We start from the raw sequence: 17,440 nt of genomic DNA, 5'->3' as shown, positions 1-17,440 counted from the left end.
TGTCACTCCATTGACCGCTGAAGGTGGCTCAAAAACATAGCCTGGGACGCTCAGCGAATCGAGATAGGTCGCAAGGAAAAAAGAGACAGGATGATACACAGGATGGGGCAATGGCCTTGGGCCAAATGTGACAAGTTCGACTGTGTAAGTAGGAACATCACAAACCAAATGTGGGAAGGGGATTGCTCCCGATGGCAGTGTATCAGTCAGAAATTAACCGACTGAATTACCGCCATCGGGAGCAACCTCCTTCCCACACCTTAGAACGGCCCTACAGCTAAATCAGCGGTTCTGCACACGCTCGATCGCCGTGTCATACACCGGATTGGCCTTCTGTTCCTTGGCCAACTGGTAGTGACGCAACGCATCCGCGAACTGCCCCGCCGCTTCGTAGATCCGCGCAATGTTGTAGTAGGCGCCGGCACGCACGGTCGCGGCAGTGGCACCGTTCGCCAGGGCGATGGCCTTGCGGTTGGCCCAGATCGACTCGGCGGTGTTGCCGGCCTTCTGATACGCCAGGCCCAGGTTGCCGTAGGCTTTGCCGAAGCTATTGTCCAGGTCGATGGCCTGACGGAACAGGTCGATGGCCTGGTCCAGGTTACCTGCCTGGTAGGCTGCTTCGCCCTTCAGGTTCAGCTTCTTCGCATCCGCTTGTACCGACGAGCTGACAGCCACTGCGGTGACAGCCACGCTGTCGTCCAGCAGCGGCTTGACCTCATTGAGTACGTCTTCGGCACCGACTCTCACACCGGTGAACGTGTTGATGTCCTGGAAGTCGCCACTACCGGTCATGCGGAACACGGTCCACAGGTTGCCAGCGCGGTTCTGCGGCACGTAGTAGGTGCGTACCAGGGATTGTCCCATGTACACAAACACCTTGGCCTCACTGTTGGACAACTCGTTCGAGTTTGGATAACCACTGTTGGAGTAGTCATGCACGGCATACACGTAGCTTTCGCCGTAGTGCTTCTTCTGCAGGGTAATGGTTTCCGGGCCATAGCTGTCGGTGTCGTCCACATCCAACTCAGCGTCGGTGCCCTTTTTGTTACGGAAGAAGATGTTATTGCCGGGGAAAATCATATGCGAGTCGAGGTCGCGCGGGGTCTTGCCCCAGGTCAGCACCACACGCAGGCCGTCGAGGTTTTCCATCACCGGGCTGATGGCGTAGGTCATGCCGGCACAGGGGCACTTCACTACCAGGTTGGAATAGCCGGGCTTCTTGATGATCAACAGGTTGCTGGCATCATCGGCCGCTTCGCTGGTGAGGGTCACCTGGCCTTGGGCGTTGGTGCGGCCCACTACGTTCTGTGCGCCGTTACGTTGCAGCAGGACTTCGGCGTCGGCGATTTTCTGGTCCTTGACCACCGCACTGAGCACCTCGATCGGCAACTGCTCGGCCTGGATCGAAAAAGCCACTGCACACAATGACATCGCCGAAGCGACACGAAGCAAACCCATGCTTAACTCCCTTTAAGTAGTAGGCGGAATCGCCCTGTAAGATTTCGCGGTGAAACATACGCTGAATTCAGAGCGCTGGCAGAATTTTTCTACAGAATGTGATGTGGTTTTATCGAGCACTTGGTACTACGCCAAGATCAGCCTTCGCCTCGGACGACGGGCAAGCGCAACGCCCACAATTGATTGGTTTTACCCGGCAAGTCCCGGCGAAATAAAAAATGCCGGAAGCATCTGTAAGAAACCGTCAAATACAGCGTAATCCTCTTCCTAAACCGCTTCAAACACCCGCTTGGCCCTCTATAGAAGTGACCTGCGGCTGACCGAAAATAGCGTCCTCTCAACTATTTCGGCAAAAGCCCGTGAATTTAGAAAGGACTCAATACATCGGTCATTACGGCGTCACGCTCTCCGTGATTCGCTCCACCGTAAAGCCTAACGGCAAGCAAGCGCTCAGCGATTTGATATCTCGCAAACCCTGCAACTTGCATAGCGCAGACATCATCATCGGCCTCGATGCTCAGGCGAGCGGTGGCATAGACCCTCAGCGCTCAAGCATCTCAATGCACGTGTATTCAAATGAACCATAATCAATGGCTTTACCTACAGACGGCGCTATTTCTTGCCTTCTATTTATCGCTTTACTACAAAATCACCGACTGCACGCTAAGAAAGCGTTTCGCCGTTACCTTCGTCGTAACTGGGTTAGTCCTTTTGTTCTGGCTACCCTACGTCGCCATCATCCTTAGCATTCAACTCCTTCCTCTAGCCCTGTTCTTGATAGGCTTGGCACTCTTCATCACCCGAAACAAATTTCGCCTCAAACGCGACCGTCCCCCTCACCCACTCCTGCGTGCTCCCACCATGAACCTCGCCCCCAACTTCCCCGAAGACCCGGTCATGCAGCAACTCCTGCAACTGCTGCACGAAGAAATCGGCCTGCCCAAACACAAGACCATTCGCCTGCAGACCTCACTCAACTTCGACCTGGGCTGCGACGGCAGCGAAGCCAAGCAACTCATGGAAGCGCTGGAACAGGAATTCGCCCTCGATCTGGGCGACTACGACACTTATCGTTACTTCAACCCACCGGTGTTTGATGTGTTCCTCAAGCGGCGGGCCAAGGGGCGTGGCGAAAAGGTGCCGCTGACTATCGGCATGCTTTACCTGGCGATCAAAACCCACAGCTGGGACACGCAGACGCTGGAAAACTTGAGCTAACCGACAAAACAGCGGCAGGCGCCAACTGACCGTTCGCGCACAAAAAAGCCGCCCACAAGGGGCGGCTTTTTCACAACGACCGAATCTTACAACTTCGGACCCGCTGCCTTGATCGCATCGCTCACGTCAAACTTCTTGAAGTTCTCGATGAACAGACCCGCCAGCGCCTTCGCCGCTTCGTCGTAGGCAGCCTTGTCAGCCCAGGTGTTACGTGGGTTCAACAGGCCGGTCTCAACACCCGGTACAGCCAATGGCACGTCCAGGTTGATGGTGTCGAGGTGTTGCGTTTCAACGCCGATCAACGCGCCGCTCTGGATCGCTGCGATCACGCCGCGGGTGGTCGGGATGTTGAAGCGTTGGCCGACGCCGTAGCCGCCGCCGGTCCAGCCGGTGTTGACCAGGTAGACCTTGGAGCCGAAGCCGCGGATGCGCTTGATCAGCAGCTCGGCGTATTCGCCGGCCGGGCGTGGGAAGAATGGCGCACCGAAGCAAGTCGAGAAGGTCGACTTGATGCCGCTGCCCGAACCCATTTCAGTCGAGCCCACCAGTGCGGTGTAGCCGGACAGGAAGTGGTAGGCCGCTTGTTCTTCGCTGAGGATCGACACAGGCGGCAGTACGCCGGTCAGGTCGCAGGTCAGGAAGATCACAGCGTTTGGCTCGCCGCCGAGGTTCTTCTCGGAACGCTTGGCCACGTGCTCGAGCGGGTAGGCGGCACGGCTGTTCTGGGTCAGGCTGACATCGCTGTAGTCGGCATGCTTGGCCTCGTCGATGACGACGTTTTCCAGCACCGCGCCGTGCTTGATGGCTTTCCAGATAACCGGCTCGTTCTTCTCCGACAGGTCGATGCACTTGGCATAGCAACCGCCTTCGATGTTGAACACCACGCCCTTGCCCCAGCCGTGTTCGTCGTCACCGATCAGGTAACGGCTTTCGTCGGCGGACAGGGTGGTCTTGCCGGTGCCGGACAGGCCGAAGAACAGGGTCACATCGCCTGCTTCGCCAATGTTGGCGGCGCAGTGCATCGGCAGTACGTCGGCGGCCGGCAGCAGGAAGTTCTGCACCGAGAACATGGCTTTCTTCATTTCACCGGCGTAAAGCATGCCGGCGATCAGCACTTTTTTCTGGGCGAAGTTGAGAATCACGCAACCGTCGGAGTTGGTGCCGTCACGCTCAGGCACGCACTCGAAGTTGGCCACGTTGAGCACTTGCCACTCGTCACGGCCGGCCGGGTTGTACTGGGCCGGGTTGATGAACAGGCAACGACCGAACAGGTTATGCCAGGCAGTCTGGGTGGTCATCTTCACGGCCAGGTAGTGGTCTTCGGAGGCCCCTACATGCACGTGGGAAACAAAATGTTCTTGCGCGTTGTTGAACGCCTCGACGCGAGCCCACAGGGCATCGAACTTGTCGGCCGGGAACTTGCGGTTGATCGGGCCCCAGGCAATGGCGTCCTGGGTCGAAGGCTCTTCAACGATGAAACGGTCGACTGGCGAACGGCCGGTACGGTGACCGGTTTCTACGACCAGTGCGCCAGTATCGGCAAGCACGCCTTCACCGCGCTGCAGGGCTTCTTTGACCAGATCGTCAACACTCAGATCGGTGTATACGGCGTTATTGGCTTGCGTCATGAGGTTCCCCGTCGGCCTGTGGCCGAGTGCTCCAAACGTTTTGTAGTAGAAAGTTGCGCACTACTACCGCGAAAAAAGTGGGCCGGATTATGCCAGAAAAGCCCAAAAAAAGTAGGGCCCTCCCGTCAGAACAGCGCTAATCCGGCATTTGTCAGGTGATTTACCTGTGCTTAAACGTTTTAGTGGCGGGTATCTGAGGGGGTACCGATACCGGCGCCGGCGAACAATTGGGCGATATCGGCGGCGTCGAACAGGTAGCGCTGGTTGCAGAACTGGCAGTCGATTTCGATCTGACCACCGTGTTCCACCACCAGATTTTGCGCATCTTCCAGGCCGAGACTGACCAGCGCGTTCGCCGAACGCTCGCGAGAGCAACTGCAATGGAAGCGCAAGCCCTGCGCGTCGAACAGGCGCACAGTCTCTTCATGGTACAGGCGATGCAGGATGGTTTCGTTGTCCAGGGCCAGCAATTCTTCAGCGGTCAGGGTGCCAGCCAGGGCGGTGAGGTTGCGCCAGCTTTCGGCGCGTTCGTCGTCGTCCTTGATGCGGTCGGCGGGCAGCTGTTGCAGCAACAGGCCACGGGCGCGCTTGCCGTCGGCGTTGAGCCAGAAGCGCGTGCCGATCTGCTGGGACATAACGAAATAGTTGGTGAAGCAGTCCGACAGGTTTTCGCCGTCGAGGTCGACGATGCCTTGGTAACGCTGGCCGTCGGTCGGGTCGACGGTGAGCGCCAGCACGCCGTTGGGCATCAGGTCGGCCAGGGTCGCGTCCGGGGCGATCAGGTCAGCCTCATACCGGGCCAGGCCACGGATCTCACGCTCGCTGGAGCACTCGATCATCAGCAACGGGACCGGACCTTCGGACCGCGCCTGCAGGATCAGCAACCCGTCGAATTTCATGGTGCCGACCAACAGCGCCGCCGCCGCCATCAATTCACCGAGCAGTTGCGCGACCGGCTCCGGATAGGGGTGCTTGGCGAGGACTTCGGCATAGCTGCGCTCCAACGAGACCAGTTCGCCGCGGGCGTCGTTCTCGTCGAAGATAAAGCGTTGGGTGAAGTCGGTATCCGGTAAATCAGTCATAGGTCTGGGTATCTGAATTGATGACAAAATTATTACAATATTTATAAGATTGAACGCTTTCGCACCATTTTAGTGCGACTTTCTCCGGAAAACAGAGAGCTTATATAGAGCAAAGAGGGACAGTTTATGAACAATCCGGGTTTGTTCCAAGCCAAGTGGAACCTCCGGCGATGGGCTTTTTGCAATCTACTCGCATTCGGGCTGCTGTGTTTTTGGCTGTGGCCCGCAGGCCAGATGCTATGCGTGTTTTTCGACGAGTGGCTGTTTCACCTGTTCAATGCCCCCCTGGCGAGCAATCCGACCTGGCTGCATGTGTGGGCCGCGGCCAGCCTGCGGCCGTTTGATGCGGTGGTCGGCGTGATTCTGCTGACGCTGTTGATTCGCGGCGATTGGGTGTTCAAGGCGGCGCAGGTGCGCCAGGCGTTTCTTGGCTTCTTCGGGATTCTGCTGCTGTTGCTGTTTATCCGCATGCTGTTTTCCAAACTCGCGGCGCAGATGGGTTGGCAACACAGCAGCCCTTCGATGGTGCTCAGCGGCGCGATTCAGATGAGCGACTATTTCCCGGGGCTGGAGAAAACCTGGGAGTTGAAGGACCGTTCGAGCCAGAGTTTCCCTGGGGATCATGCTTCGGTGCTGCTGATCTGGGGAATGTTCATGACGGTATTCGCCCAGCGGCTGGGCCAGGTGCTGGTGATCTGGGGCCTGGCGTTGTTGTTCATGATGCCGCGGCTGGTGGCGGGCGCACATTGGGCGCAGGACGATTATATCGGCGGAGTGTTGCTGGCACTGCTGGCATTGGGATGGGGCTATTACACACCGTTTGCGGCAAAGGTGTCGCAGGTGTTGCTACGGCTGACCGCGCCGGTGTTCGGGTTACTCGCCAAGCTGCCGGTGATCGGGCGATTGAGCGTCATGCGCGCATCCTGCTGACGCTCCCACATCTATCGATCTGCTTTGCGCTGACGATGTGCGCGGTCAATCGTCATTACCGCTGCCGCGAAACTTGAACAGGTCGCGGCGCTGCTTCTTGCTCGGCTTGCCATCGGTGGTCATGCCTGTGGCGCCGGCCTTACGCATCGCCGCTGCGTTTTCGCGCTTGGCGACGCTGGCTTCGGTCTCGGCATACAGCGCCTGCGCTTCGGGCGCGCCACGGCGCACGCTGGAAAGCGCCTGGACCACGACAGTTTTTTCGTCAAACCCTATGCGAATCTGCAACTCATCACCCACGCGCGGCTCTTTGCCCGGCTTGCAGCGTTCGCCGCGATGATGCACCTTGCCACTCTCGATAGCGGCCTTGGCCAAGGCACGGGTTTTATAGAAACGCGCCGCCCACAGCCACTTGTCCAAACGGATTTTTTCTTCCTCTGCCTGCTTCTGAGCCACTTGAATTCCTCGTTCTGAAAAATGTCGCAACTTTACTGTTGAAACCCTTCGACGCATAAACCCCAAGGCTCACCTAAGATACGCCAGGTAGCCCCCTGTTTTCGCGAGGATACCCTGTGACCGACTTCCCGACTTCACTCACCTCGCCCAACCAGCATTGCGTGGGCTGCCAGCAAAGCGAGCCCTTGGGTTTTGATTTTGCATTCGCCTACCAACCGATCGTAGACCTTCGCGACCATTCGGTTTTTGCCCACGAAGCCTTGGTTCGGGGTTCACAGGGCGAAGGGGCGTTGTCGGTGCTGGCCCAGGTCAACGATAGCAACCGCTACCGTTTCGACCAGCGTTGCCGTACCCAGGCAATCGCCGGCGCCGCGGCCCTGGGGATGCAAACCTGTCTTTCCATCAATTTCATGCCCAACGCGGTGTATCGACCCGAGCTGTGCATTCGCAGCACCCTGGAGGCCGCCCGCACGCACAATTTTCCGCTTGACCAGCTGATTTTCGAGACACTGGAAAGCGAACACATAGATAACCATCGCCATTTGACGAATATTCTGCGTGAATACCGCGAATTCGGCTTCAAAACTGCCATCGACGATTTCGGCGCGGGCTATTCGGGGCTGAACCTGCTGGCCGATTTCCAACCTGACTTGATCAAACTCGACATGGCGCTGATTCGCGATGTCGACCAGGATCGTGTCCGCCAGGTCATCGTCCAGGGGATTGTCACAATCTGTGAGCAGTTGGGCGTTACTGTCATCGCTGAAGGCATTGAAAGTGCCGGTGAGCGCGACTTCCTGTCCGACTGTGGAATATTTCTGATGCAGGGCTACTGGTTTGCCAAGCCCGCATTCAACGCGCTGGCCGAGGTTTCCCCTCAAGCCTGGGCGAATTGACCGGTTACCCATATTGAAGACATTTGACCATTTGACCGTTGTCGGTCTGCGCGAGTGGGTGGCACTTCCCGACTTGGGAGTGGCAGGCCTGCGCGCGAAGATCGACACCGGTGCCAGCACTTCGAGCCTGCACGCCACCGATATCGAACCCTTTGAGCGCGACGGTGAGAAATGGGTGCGCTTTACCGCACACCTGGGCAGCGTTGTGCAGTTGCGTCACCGCCGCTGCGAAGCGCCGCTGGTGGCGATGAAAACCATCAAGAGCTCCAATGGTCATGCGCAGGTGCGCTATGTGATCAGCACCACCCTGGCACTGGGCGACCGGGTATGGCGGGTGGAATTCACCCTCGCCTGCCGCAAGGCCATGCGCTACCGCCTGCTCCTCGGTTCCAAGGCGCTGATTGACGGCCAGTTGGTGGTCAATCCTGGCGTCAAATACGTTCAAGACAAGCCGGTGTTCCCGGTCTCCACTATTTCTGCCCCAGGTGCTGCATGAAGATTGCTGTGCTGTCGCGAAACCCGCGTCTGTATTCCACCCGCCGCCTGGTCGAGGCCGGCACCGAACGTGGCCACGAAATGGTGGTGATCGACACGTTGCGTGCCTATATGAACATTGCCAGCCATAAGCCGCAGATCCATTACCGCGGCAAACCACTGGAAGGCTTTGATGCGGTGATCCCGCGTATCGGCGCCTCGGTGACCTTTTATGGCTGCGCGGTGTTGCGCCAGTTTGAAATGATGGGCGTCTCCCCGCTGAATGAATCCGTCGCGATCGCGCGCTCGCGGGACAAGCTGCGCTCGCTGCAATTGCTGTCGCGCCGGGGTATCGGCCTGCCGGTCACCGGCTTTGCCCACTCCCCCGACGACATTCCCGACCTGATCGAAATGGTCAACGGCGCACCGCTGGTGATCAAGGTGCTGGAAGGCACCCAGGGCATCGGCGTGGTGCTGTGCGAAACCGCCACGGCGGCGGAGTCGGTGATCGAGGCATTCATGGGCCTCAAGCAGAACATCATGGTGCAGGAATACATCAAGGAAGCCGGCGGTGCGGATATCCGCTGCTTCGTGGTCGGCGACAAGGTGATTGCCGCGATGAAACGCCAGGCCAAGCCCGGGGAATTCCGCTCCAACCTGCACCGTGGCGGCAGCGCCAGCCTGATCAAGATCACCCCCGAAGAGCGCATGACCGCGCTACGGGCGGCCAAGGTCATGGGGTTGAGCGTGGCGGGTGTGGACATCCTGCGTTCCAACCATGGCCCGCTGGTGATGGAAGTCAATTCATCACCTGGCCTGGAAGGCATCGAGACCACCACCGGCAAGGATGTGGCGGGGATCATCATTCAACATCTGGAAAAGAGTGGCGGGCCGAACATGACCCGGACCAAGGGCAAGGGCTAGAGGAGCAGTCTTCAGCTTGAAGCTTCAGGCTGCAAGAGACGGGCAGAAGCAGTTTGTTTTTCTCTTGCAGCTCTAAACGTGCAGCTTGCCGCTGCAGCTACACCGCGTCTCGGGGCAACATCAAACCCAACGGCAAGCGCACCCGCGCTTCCAGCCCGCCGCCCTCGCGGTTGCGCAGCTCAACATTGCCGCCATGCATCGAGGCAATCCGCCGCACAATCGCCAGCCCCAAACCGGTGCCCTTGCCACCCCGAGCACGGTCGCCACGGGTGAAGGGGTTGAAGATGCCTTCCAGCTCGGCCGGGTCGATACCGGCCCCGCGATCCATCACGCTCAGCACCACATAGGGCGCAGCACTGTCACCGGAGACATACGCCGCCACTTCCACATCCGAACCGGCGTGGTGCAAGGCGTTGCCGATCAGGTTGTTCAGCAGGCGCTTCATCGAGACCCGACGCAACGCAAACGGCTGGATCGGCTCCAGGCGCATCCGCACCTGCTCGCCATTCTGGTTGTAGGGCGCTACCACCTCGCGCACCAGGTCCGTCAGGTCGACGACTTCCACCACCTCGTCGCGACCATCGCGGATAAAGGCCAGGAACTGGTCGAGAATCGCGTCCATGTCCTCGATATCACGCACCATGTCGTCCGTGAGATCGGTATGGTTGCCCATCAGCTCCAGGGACAGCCGCAAACGCGTCAATGGCGTGCGCAAGTCATGGGACACGCCCGCAAGCATCAGCTCGCGCTCGCGCCCGGCCTGTTCGACGTCCTCGGCCATCTGGTTGAACGCGCTGTAGACCTCGGTCATCTCGCTGGGCGTGTCGCTGACCGGCAGGCGCACACTGCGCCCCTGTCCCAGCTGGCGGGCGGCGAACACCAGGCGTTTAAGCGGTTGATTGAGCTGGCGCACGAAAATCCACGCAGACGCCGTCGAAAGCAGGCCGATAGCCAGGAACCAGCCCAGTACATTCCAGATCTTCTGCCCTCGCAAAGGGTGCGGATACAGCGGCACCTTCAGCCAATCTTCCCCCAGGCTCGGCGCGCGCACCCACAGCGCGGGTGACACATGCATACGCAGCCGAACTTCGGTGTCGTCGCCCAATTCCGCCTGCATCTGGCGCTGGTAAATCTCACTGTAGGGCCAATGCTGCTCGCCTTCCGGCACACCTGCACCCGCCACGCGCACCAGTGTGGCCGCCTTGGCGATTTTCTCGCGGTTCTCGGGGTCGGCCGCCCAATAGGCGCGCAAGGTCAGGGCGACACCGTGGCTGTATTGCCGATCTACCAGCACGTCTTCGTTCATCAACAGATAAACCAGCGTGAGCGCCTTGGAAAACAGAACGACGATGAGCACCAGCCAAAGGGTGCGGGAGAAGAAACTTTGCGGGAACCACAGCGGGGTTTTCATAGGAGACAGCTAGACACCTTGCAGGAACGAGCGGCGCTCGCAGAATTGCAGACGCCGGACATCCCGTCGCCCCTCATGGAGCCAAACGCCAGGATGCCCGCCCCTGCAAATCATCGGTCACTTGGTTGCAGTGCCATCCGGCACAAACACATACCCCACGCCCCACACCGTCTGGATATAACGCGGCTTGGACGGGTCCGGCTCGATCATTCGGCGCAGACGGGAAATCTGCACGTCGATGGAGCGCTCCAGAGCGTCCCATTCCCGACCACGGGCCAGGTTCATCAGTTTGTCGCGGGTCAGCGGCTGACGCGCGTTCATCACCAGCGCCTTGAGCACGGCGAACTCGCCGGTGGTGAGCATGTGGACTTCATCGCCACGCTTGAGCTCACGGGTGGCCAATGACAGTTCGTAATCGCCGAAGGTGACGCTTTCGTCTTCACTGCCCGGTGCGCCCGGCACCGGCGCCGCCTGGCGACGCAATACGGCCTTGACCCGCGCCATCAGTTCGTCCGGGTTGAACGGCTTGGCCAGGTAGTCATCAGCGCCCAGTTCGAGGCCCTTGATGCGGCTCAGCTCATCGCCCTTGGCGGTGAGCATGATGATCGGTATCTGGTTGTTCGCGCCGCGCAGGCGTTTGCAGGCGGTGAGGCCGTCTTCGCCGGGTAGCATCAGGTCGAGCACGACCAGGTTGAACACTTCCCGCCCCAACAGGCGGTCCATCTGCTCGGTGTTCGGCACCGCGCGGGCACGATAACCCTTGGAGTTGAAAAAACGCTCCAGCAGGCTGCTCAGCCCCGGATCGTCATCAACGATGAGAATTTTTTCGCCTTCAGCAGTTTGTGCAGTGCTGCTCATTGGATGCTCCTCTTATCTCGGCGCGCATTATGGCCTAGCTGCCGTTATACGCACCGTGTGCATTGTTAGCAGATTTTTCCTCTACTGCCAGCGAACCCACGCCCTACAACCTGTGGCGCAGTCCCCCCCCAAGGACAGAACGCTGGTTATAATGCGGCGCCTTCGTGCAGGGCAACGTCAGATCGTTACCGTTTACTGCCGGGCTTTTTTTCACCCGCTTGTCGTGATTTTTACGATTTCGAGGGTCAATAGGCAGCCTCTTGACCCAGGCAGCGGCGCCAGTCGGGCCGCTCAACCAGCCTCGTCGGGCCCTGTTTTCCGGGCTTGCGAGCTGCTTTTAAGAATTTCAGGTGGTTTTATGGACAGCATCAACAGCCGCATCGCCGAGGAACTCGGCGTACGCCCCCAACAGGTCGAAGCGGCCGTCGCTCTACTGGATGAGGGCTCCACGGTGCCCTTCATCGCCCGTTACCGAAAAGAAGTGACCGGCAGCCTCGACGACATTCAACTGCGGCACCTGGAAGAGCGCCTGCGCTACCTGCGAGAACTCGACGAACGGCGCATCAGCATCCTCGCCAGCATCGCGGAACAGGGCAAGCTGACCCCACAATTGGAACGCGACATCAAACTCGCCGATACCAAGACCCGTCTCGAAGACCTCTACCTGCCGTACAAACAGAAGCGCCGCACCAAGGGCCAGATCGCCCTGGAAGCCGGCCTCGGCGACCTGGCCGACGGCCTGTTCAACGACCCATCGCTGAACCCGGATACCGAAGCCGCGCGCTTCATCAACGCTGAAAAAGGCGTCGCCGACGTCAAGGCTGCCCTCGAAGGCGCCAAATACATCCTGATGGAACGCTTCGCCGAAGACGCCAGCCTGCTGGAAAAGCTGCGCACCTACCTGAAGCAGGAAGCCATCCTCAGCGCCCGCGTGATCGCCGGCAAAGAGGAAGAAGGCGCCAAGTTCCGCGACTACTTCGAACACGACGAACCGCTCAAGAGCATGCCGTCCCACCGCGCCCTGGCGATTTTCCGCGGCCGCAACGAAGGTATTCTCAGCTCCGCGCTGAAAGTCGGCGACGAACTGCCGGGCACCATGCACCCGTGCGAAGGCATGATCGGTCAACAATTCGGCATCCAGAATCAGAACCGTCCTGCGGACAAGTGGCTCGGTGAAGTCGTGCGCTGGACCTGGAAGGTCAAGCTCTACACCCACCTGGAAACCGACCTGCTCGGCGAGTTGCGCGACGGCGCCGAAACCGAAGCGATCAACGTCTTCGCCCACAACCTGCACGACCTGCTGCTGGCCGCACCGGCCGGCCCGCGTGCCACCCTGGGCCTCGACCCGGGCCTGCGCACCGGCTGCAAGGTCGCCGTGGTCGACTCGACCGGCAAGCTGCTGGACCACGCCACCGTGTATCCACACGTGCCCCACAACAAGTGGGACCAGACCCTCGCGATCCTCGCGGCCCTGTGCGCCAAGCACGCGGTGGACCTGATCGCCATCGGCAACGGCACCGCCAGCCGTGAAACCGACAAACTGGCCGCCGAACTGATCAAAAAATACCCGGCCATGAAGATGACCAAGGTCATGGTCTCCGAGGCGGGCGCTTCGGTGTACTCGGCGTCGGAACTGGCTTCCAAGGAATTCCCGGACCTCGACGTGTCGATCCGTGGCGCGGTGTCCATCGCCCGTCGCCTGCAAGACCCGCTGGCCGAACTGGTGAAAATCGACCCGAAATCCATCGGCGTCGGCCAATACCAGCACGATGTGTCGCAGCTGAAACTGGCACGCGGCCTGGATGCGGTGGTGGAAGACTGCGTGAACGCCGTGGGCGTGGACGTGAACACCGCCTCCGTCGCGCTGCTGGCGCGGATCTCCGGCCTCAACGCGACCCTGGCGCAGAACATCGTGACCCACCGCGACGAAAACGGTGCGTTCAAGACCCGCGCCGCGCTGAAAAAAGTCGCACGCCTGGGTGAAAAAACCTTCGAACAGGCCGCCGGCTTCCTGCGTGTGATGAACGGCGACAACCCGCTGGACGCCTCGGCGGTCCACCCGGAAGCCTACCCGCTGGTGCAACGCATCGCCGCCGAGACCGACCGCGACATCCGCTCGCTGATCGGCGACGCCGCGTTCCTCAAGCGCCTGGACCCGAAGAAGTACACCGACGAGACCTTCGGCGTGCCGACCATCACCGACATCCTGCAAGAGCTGGAAAAACCCGGGCGCGACCCGCGTCCCGAGTTCAAGACCGCCGAGTTCCAGGACGGCGTCGAAGACCTCAAGGACCTGCAACTGGGCATGATCCTCGAAGGCGTGGTGACCAACGTGACCAACTTCGGCGCCTTTGTGGACATCGGCGTGCATCAGGACGGTTTGGTGCATATCTCCGCACTTTCGGAGAAGTTCATCAAAGACCCGCGCGAAGCGGTGAAGGCCGGTGACGTGGTCAAGGTCAAGGTCATGGAAGTCGACATCCCGCGCAAGCGCGTCGGCCTGTCGATGCGTATGAGCGACACCCCCGGCGAGAAAATCGACGGTGCCCGTGGCGCCCGCCCAGGCTCGGCGCCGCGCCAGTCGCAAAACAACGCGCCGCGCAAGGAAACCGCGACTGCAGCGCCGAGCAACAACGCCATGGCCTCGCTGTTCGCCAACGCCAAACAGTTGAAGAAACGCTGATGGAGATTCCGGCCGGCTTGACCCAAAGCGCGTTCAGCGAACTGATCGGCTGCCGCCTGCAACGCCTGGAGCAGGGCGTTGCCGAGGTGGCCCTGAGCCTGGAGCCGCAACTGCGCAACCGCGCAGGCAAGCTGCATGGCGGGGCGATTTTCAGCCTCGTCGACATCACCATGGGGCTGGCCTGTTCCAGCGCCCACGGGTTCGACCAGCAGAGCGCGACCATCGAATGCAAAATCAACTACATCCGCGCGGTGGAAAACGGCGAGGTGCTGTGTACCGCGCGGGTGATTCACCCCGGGCGGCGCACGTTGGTGGTCGAAGCCGACGTGTACCAGGGTGAAAGACTTGTCGCAAAAGCGCAGGGCACCTTCGCTGTCCTATAGCTCCCCGCCCTCGATTTGAGTTAATTTCGGCGCTGCGATAACAGCGTCGGAATTTTCTTGCTGCGCTACAGCCCAATTCATGGAGTGATGTAGGCTTTTTCAAAGCGGGTCAAATCGACTCAAAACCAGGCGATCACGCCAGTTTTAACTTCACCCTTGTAGACCGTCCTGCCCACCCCCATATTGGGGCGACTGACGCGTGAAGGAATCCAACTTGAGCGAACTTCTCAACCGCCGCCTGGCCCTGCTCGGCAAGCGCGAACACCTCTCCCTGCTGGAGCATTGCTTGCACGGCATCGAGCGCGAATGCCTGCGTGTCACCCATGAAGGTCGCCTGGCGCAGACGCCACATCCCGAAGCCCTGGGCGCCGCGCTGACCCACGAACAGATCACCACCGACTACTCGGAATCGTTGCTGGAGTTCATCACCCCAGCCCTGCCCAACCCGGCCGATACCCTGAGCAGCCTGGACAAGATCCATCGCTTTGCCTACAGCAAGCTCGGCAGCGAATACCTGTGGAGCCCCTCGATGCCGTGCCCGTTGCCGGCCGAGGAAGACATTCCGATTGCCTACTACGGCACCTCCAATATCGGACAGCTCAAGTACGTGTATCGCAAGGGCCTGGCCCTGCGTTACGGCAAGACCATGCAGTGCATTGCCGGCATCCACTACAACTTTTCCCTGCCGGAAAAATTGTGGCCGCTGCTCAAGGAAAGCGAAGGCTTCGTCGGCACCGACCGCGACTATCAGTCCGACGCCTATATCGCCCTGATCCGTAACTTCCGCCGCAACAGCTGGCTGCTGATGTACCTGTTCGGTGCCTCGCCAGCGCTGGACGCAGGCTTCCTGCGCGGCCGTTCGCACCAGTTGGACGTGCTGGATGCCGACACCTTGTACCTGCCGTATGCCACCAGCCTGCGCATGAGCGACCTGGGTTACCAGAGCAACGCCCAGGCCGGCCTGACGCCGTGCTACAACGATTTGGCCAGCTACACCGACAGCCTGCGCGAAGCGGTGGCAACGCCCTACGCGCCTTATGTCGAAGTCGGCACCCACAAGGACGGAGAGTGGGTGCAGCTCAACACCAACATCCTGCAGATCGAAAACGAGTACTACTCCAACATCCGCCCCAAGCGCGTGACCTACACCGGCGAGCGGCCGATCCAGGCGCTGATGGCCCGTGGCATCCAGTACATCGAAGTGCGCTGCCTGGACATCAACCCGTTCCTGCCGATGGGCATCGACCTGCAAGAGTCGCGCTTCCTCGATGCGTTCCTGCTGTATTGCGCGATGAACGACAGCCCGCTGTTCGCCGACAACGAGTGCGGCAACGCCACCTCGAACTTCCTCAGCGTGGTCAAGGAAGGCCGGCGTCCGGGCCTGCAACTGCAGCGCAAGGGCCAGGCGGTGGACATGAAGGAATGGGCCACCGAACTGCTGGAGCAGATCGCGCCGCTGGCGGCCCTGCTCGATCAGAGCCACGGCATCGAGGAACACCGCCAGGCACTGGACGCCCAGTTGGCCAAGGTCAACGACCCGTCCCTGACGCCATCGGCCCAGGTGCTGGCCGCGATGGCCGAGCGCAAGGAAAGTTTCGCCCAGTTCTCCCTGCACCAGAGCGAGGTGCATGCCGAGTATTTCCGCAGCGAACCGTTGCCCGCCGAAGAGCAGGCGCACTTTGAAGAACTGGCACGCAAGTCGCTGGCGCAACAGGCGGAGCTGGAGCAGAACGAAGTGGGCGATTTCGATGTGTTCGTCGGCTCGTACCAGGCCAGCATCCTGGCCATCAGCAACTAAAAACCGAACTCACTCCCCCAGGGAAATGAGCTTCATGTGGGAGGGGGCTTGCCCCCGACGGCGCTGTATCAGTCAATGCATGTACTGACTGACCCACCACCATCGGGGGCAAGCCCCCTCCCACATTTGCCCTCACTGGGATGAAGAATCCCGCCCACCCTTCTCCTCATAAGCTAATTCGAAAAAGTTATTTATTTTCGTATTCTTAGATCATTTAGTCTCCTCACGCGCCGACACTCGGCCGCCTGATTGAGGAGCTTCCCCTTGAAACTGCACTCCCCTCTCCGCCTCTTGGCGGCATTGTCCCTGGCCGGTGCCAGCCTGTTCGCCCAGGCGGCAGACGTGACCATCGCCTACCAGACCACCGTGGACCCGGCGAAAGTCGCCCAGGCCGACGGCGCGTATGAAAAAGCCACGAACGCCAAGATCGACTGGCGCAAATTCGACAACGGTTCCGACATCATCGCCGCCATCGCGTCCGGCGATGTGCAGATCGGCTACCTCGGTTCCAGCCCGCTGACCGCCGCCATCACCCGTAAAGTGCCGGTGCAGACCTTCCTCGTCGCCACCCAGATCGGCGGCGCTGAAGCCCTGGTGGCGCGCAACGGTTCGGGGATCAACGGCCCGCAGGACCTGATCGGCAAAAAAGTCGCCGTGCCCTTCGTATCCACCGGCCACTACAGCCTGCTGGCCGCGCTGAAGCACTGGAACATCGACCCGGCGAAAGTGACCATCCTCAACCTCGCGCCGCCGGCCATCATCGCCGCCTGGAAGCGCGGCGATATCGACGCCACCTACGTATGGGACCCGGCCCTGGGCGTGGCCAAGGAAAACGGCAAGGTGCTGATCACTTCCGGCGAGCTGGCCACGTTCGGCGCGCCGACCTTCGACGCGTGGATCGTGCGTAAGGACTTCGCCGAGAAGCACCCGGAAATCGTCAGCGCTTTCGCCAAAGTCATCCTGGATGCCTACGCCGCGTACCGCAAAGACCCACAAGCCTGGCTCGCCGACAAAAGCAACGTCGACAAGCTGGTGAAACTCTCCGGGGCCAAGGCCAGCGACATCCCCGCGCTGCTGCAAGGCAACGTCTACCCGCTGGCCGCTGAGCAGGTGACGCTGCTGGGCGCGCCGACCATCAAGGCGGTGACCGATACCGCGGCATTCCTCAAGGAACAAGGCAAGGTCGAGGCGGTGCTGCCGGATTACGCCCCTTACATCAGCGCCAAGTTCATCACCCACTGATC

General features: G+C 60.3%; 15 protein-coding genes. 9 read left to right on the top strand and 6 right to left on the bottom strand.

The features are described from left to right. Positions 1 to 282 precede the first annotated feature (282 nt). Positions 283 to 1,458, bottom strand: a complete 1,176-nt coding sequence (locus MOQ67_RS02465) for a tetratricopeptide repeat protein (protein ID WP_017848566.1) — start codon at positions 1,456 to 1,458, stop codon at positions 283 to 285. Positions 1,459 to 2,319: 861 nt separating this feature from the next. Between MOQ67_RS02465 and MOQ67_RS02460 the strand changes: the two genes are divergently transcribed. Continuing rightward, the gene (locus tag MOQ67_RS02460; protein WP_017848567.1) at positions 2,320 to 2,676 is read left to right on the top strand and encodes a DUF1493 family protein; all 357 of its coding nucleotides are present in this window, start codon (positions 2,320 to 2,322) and stop codon (positions 2,674 to 2,676) included. A gap of 86 nt (positions 2,677 to 2,762) precedes the next feature. Here MOQ67_RS02460 and MOQ67_RS02455 read toward each other — a convergent pair whose 3' ends face one another. Then, a complete protein-coding gene (locus MOQ67_RS02455) occupies positions 2,763 to 4,304 on the bottom strand; it encodes a phosphoenolpyruvate carboxykinase (RefSeq protein WP_017848568.1) in 1,542 nt (513 codons plus the stop codon). 179 nt (positions 4,305 to 4,483) lie between these two features. Further along, a complete protein-coding gene (gene hslO, locus MOQ67_RS02450; protein ID WP_017848569.1) occupies positions 4,484 to 5,386 on the bottom strand; it encodes an Hsp33 family molecular chaperone HslO in 903 nt (300 codons plus the stop codon). Between the two features lie 126 nt (positions 5,387 to 5,512). Between hslO and MOQ67_RS02445 the strand changes: the two genes are divergently transcribed. Next, positions 5,513 to 6,316 (top strand): phosphatase PAP2 family protein, encoded by an 804-nt coding sequence (locus tag MOQ67_RS02445; protein WP_017848570.1) that lies wholly within the window; start codon positions 5,513 to 5,515, stop codon positions 6,314 to 6,316. Between the two features lie 45 nt (positions 6,317 to 6,361). On the opposite strand, the gene MOQ67_RS02440 is transcribed toward MOQ67_RS02445, so the two are convergent. Beyond that, a complete protein-coding gene (locus MOQ67_RS02440) occupies positions 6,362 to 6,769 on the bottom strand; it encodes an RNA-binding S4 domain-containing protein (RefSeq protein WP_017848571.1) in 408 nt (135 codons plus the stop codon). A 116-nt stretch (positions 6,770 to 6,885) separates the two neighbouring features. On the opposite strand from MOQ67_RS02440, the gene rimA reads away from it, so the two are divergent. From rimA to rimK, 3 genes are read left to right on the top strand one after another with little or no spacing between them, the layout of a single operon-like run. Beyond that, entirely contained in the window at positions 6,886 to 7,665 is a 780-nt protein-coding gene (rimA, locus tag MOQ67_RS02435) for a S6 modification regulatory phosphodiesterase RimA (RefSeq protein WP_017848572.1), read from the top strand. 13 nt (positions 7,666 to 7,678) lie between these two features. After that, positions 7,679 to 8,161 (top strand): retropepsin-like aspartic endopeptidase RimB, encoded by a 483-nt coding sequence (gene rimB / locus MOQ67_RS02430; RefSeq protein WP_026140222.1) that lies wholly within the window; start codon positions 7,679 to 7,681, stop codon positions 8,159 to 8,161. After that, positions 8,158 to 9,063 carry a 30S ribosomal protein S6--L-glutamate ligase gene (rimK, locus tag MOQ67_RS02425; protein WP_003213178.1) on the top strand — a complete coding sequence of 302 codons (906 nt, stop codon included), beginning with the start codon at positions 8,158 to 8,160 and terminating at the stop codon, positions 9,061 to 9,063. Before rimB ends, rimK begins: the two co-directional genes overlap by 4 nt. 97 nt (positions 9,064 to 9,160) lie before the next feature. Here the strand turns inward: rimK and MOQ67_RS02420 are convergent, their stop codons facing one another. Both MOQ67_RS02420 and ompR read right to left on the bottom strand, forming a co-directional pair. Then, the gene (locus tag MOQ67_RS02420; RefSeq protein WP_017848574.1) at positions 9,161 to 10,474 is read right to left on the bottom strand and encodes an ATP-binding protein; all 1,314 of its coding nucleotides are present in this window, start codon (positions 10,472 to 10,474) and stop codon (positions 9,161 to 9,163) included. 117 nt (positions 10,475 to 10,591) lie between these two features. Further along, positions 10,592 to 11,332, bottom strand: a complete 741-nt coding sequence (gene ompR, locus MOQ67_RS02415; protein ID WP_003213175.1) for an osmolarity response regulator transcription factor OmpR — start codon at positions 11,330 to 11,332, stop codon at positions 10,592 to 10,594. Between the two features lie 358 nt (positions 11,333 to 11,690). On the opposite strand from ompR, the gene MOQ67_RS02410 reads away from it, so the two are divergent. From MOQ67_RS02410 to tauA, 4 genes are all read left to right on the top strand, one after another. Further along, positions 11,691 to 14,015, top strand: coding sequence for a Tex family protein (locus MOQ67_RS02410; protein ID WP_046385051.1), 2,325 nt, complete (start codon positions 11,691 to 11,693; stop codon positions 14,013 to 14,015). After that, positions 14,015 to 14,398 (top strand): PaaI family thioesterase, encoded by a 384-nt coding sequence (locus tag MOQ67_RS02405; protein ID WP_017848576.1) that lies wholly within the window; start codon positions 14,015 to 14,017, stop codon positions 14,396 to 14,398. Before MOQ67_RS02410 ends, MOQ67_RS02405 begins: the two co-directional genes overlap by 1 nt. 214 nt (positions 14,399 to 14,612) lie before the next feature. Then, positions 14,613 to 16,196: a glutamate--cysteine ligase gene (gshA, locus tag MOQ67_RS02400; protein ID WP_017848577.1), complete on the top strand. Its 1,584-nt coding sequence runs from the start codon at positions 14,613 to 14,615 to the stop codon at positions 16,194 to 16,196. 264 nt (positions 16,197 to 16,460) lie between these two features. Next, positions 16,461 to 17,438, top strand: coding sequence for a taurine ABC transporter substrate-binding protein (gene tauA / locus MOQ67_RS02395; RefSeq protein ID WP_198718761.1), 978 nt, complete (start codon positions 16,461 to 16,463; stop codon positions 17,436 to 17,438). Positions 17,439 to 17,440 lie beyond the last annotated feature (2 nt).

This window comes from Pseudomonas sp. LY-1, assembly GCF_053502595.1.
The sequence above is the reverse complement of the archived record's forward strand: the minus strand, read 5'-3'. Positions and strand labels throughout refer to the sequence as shown.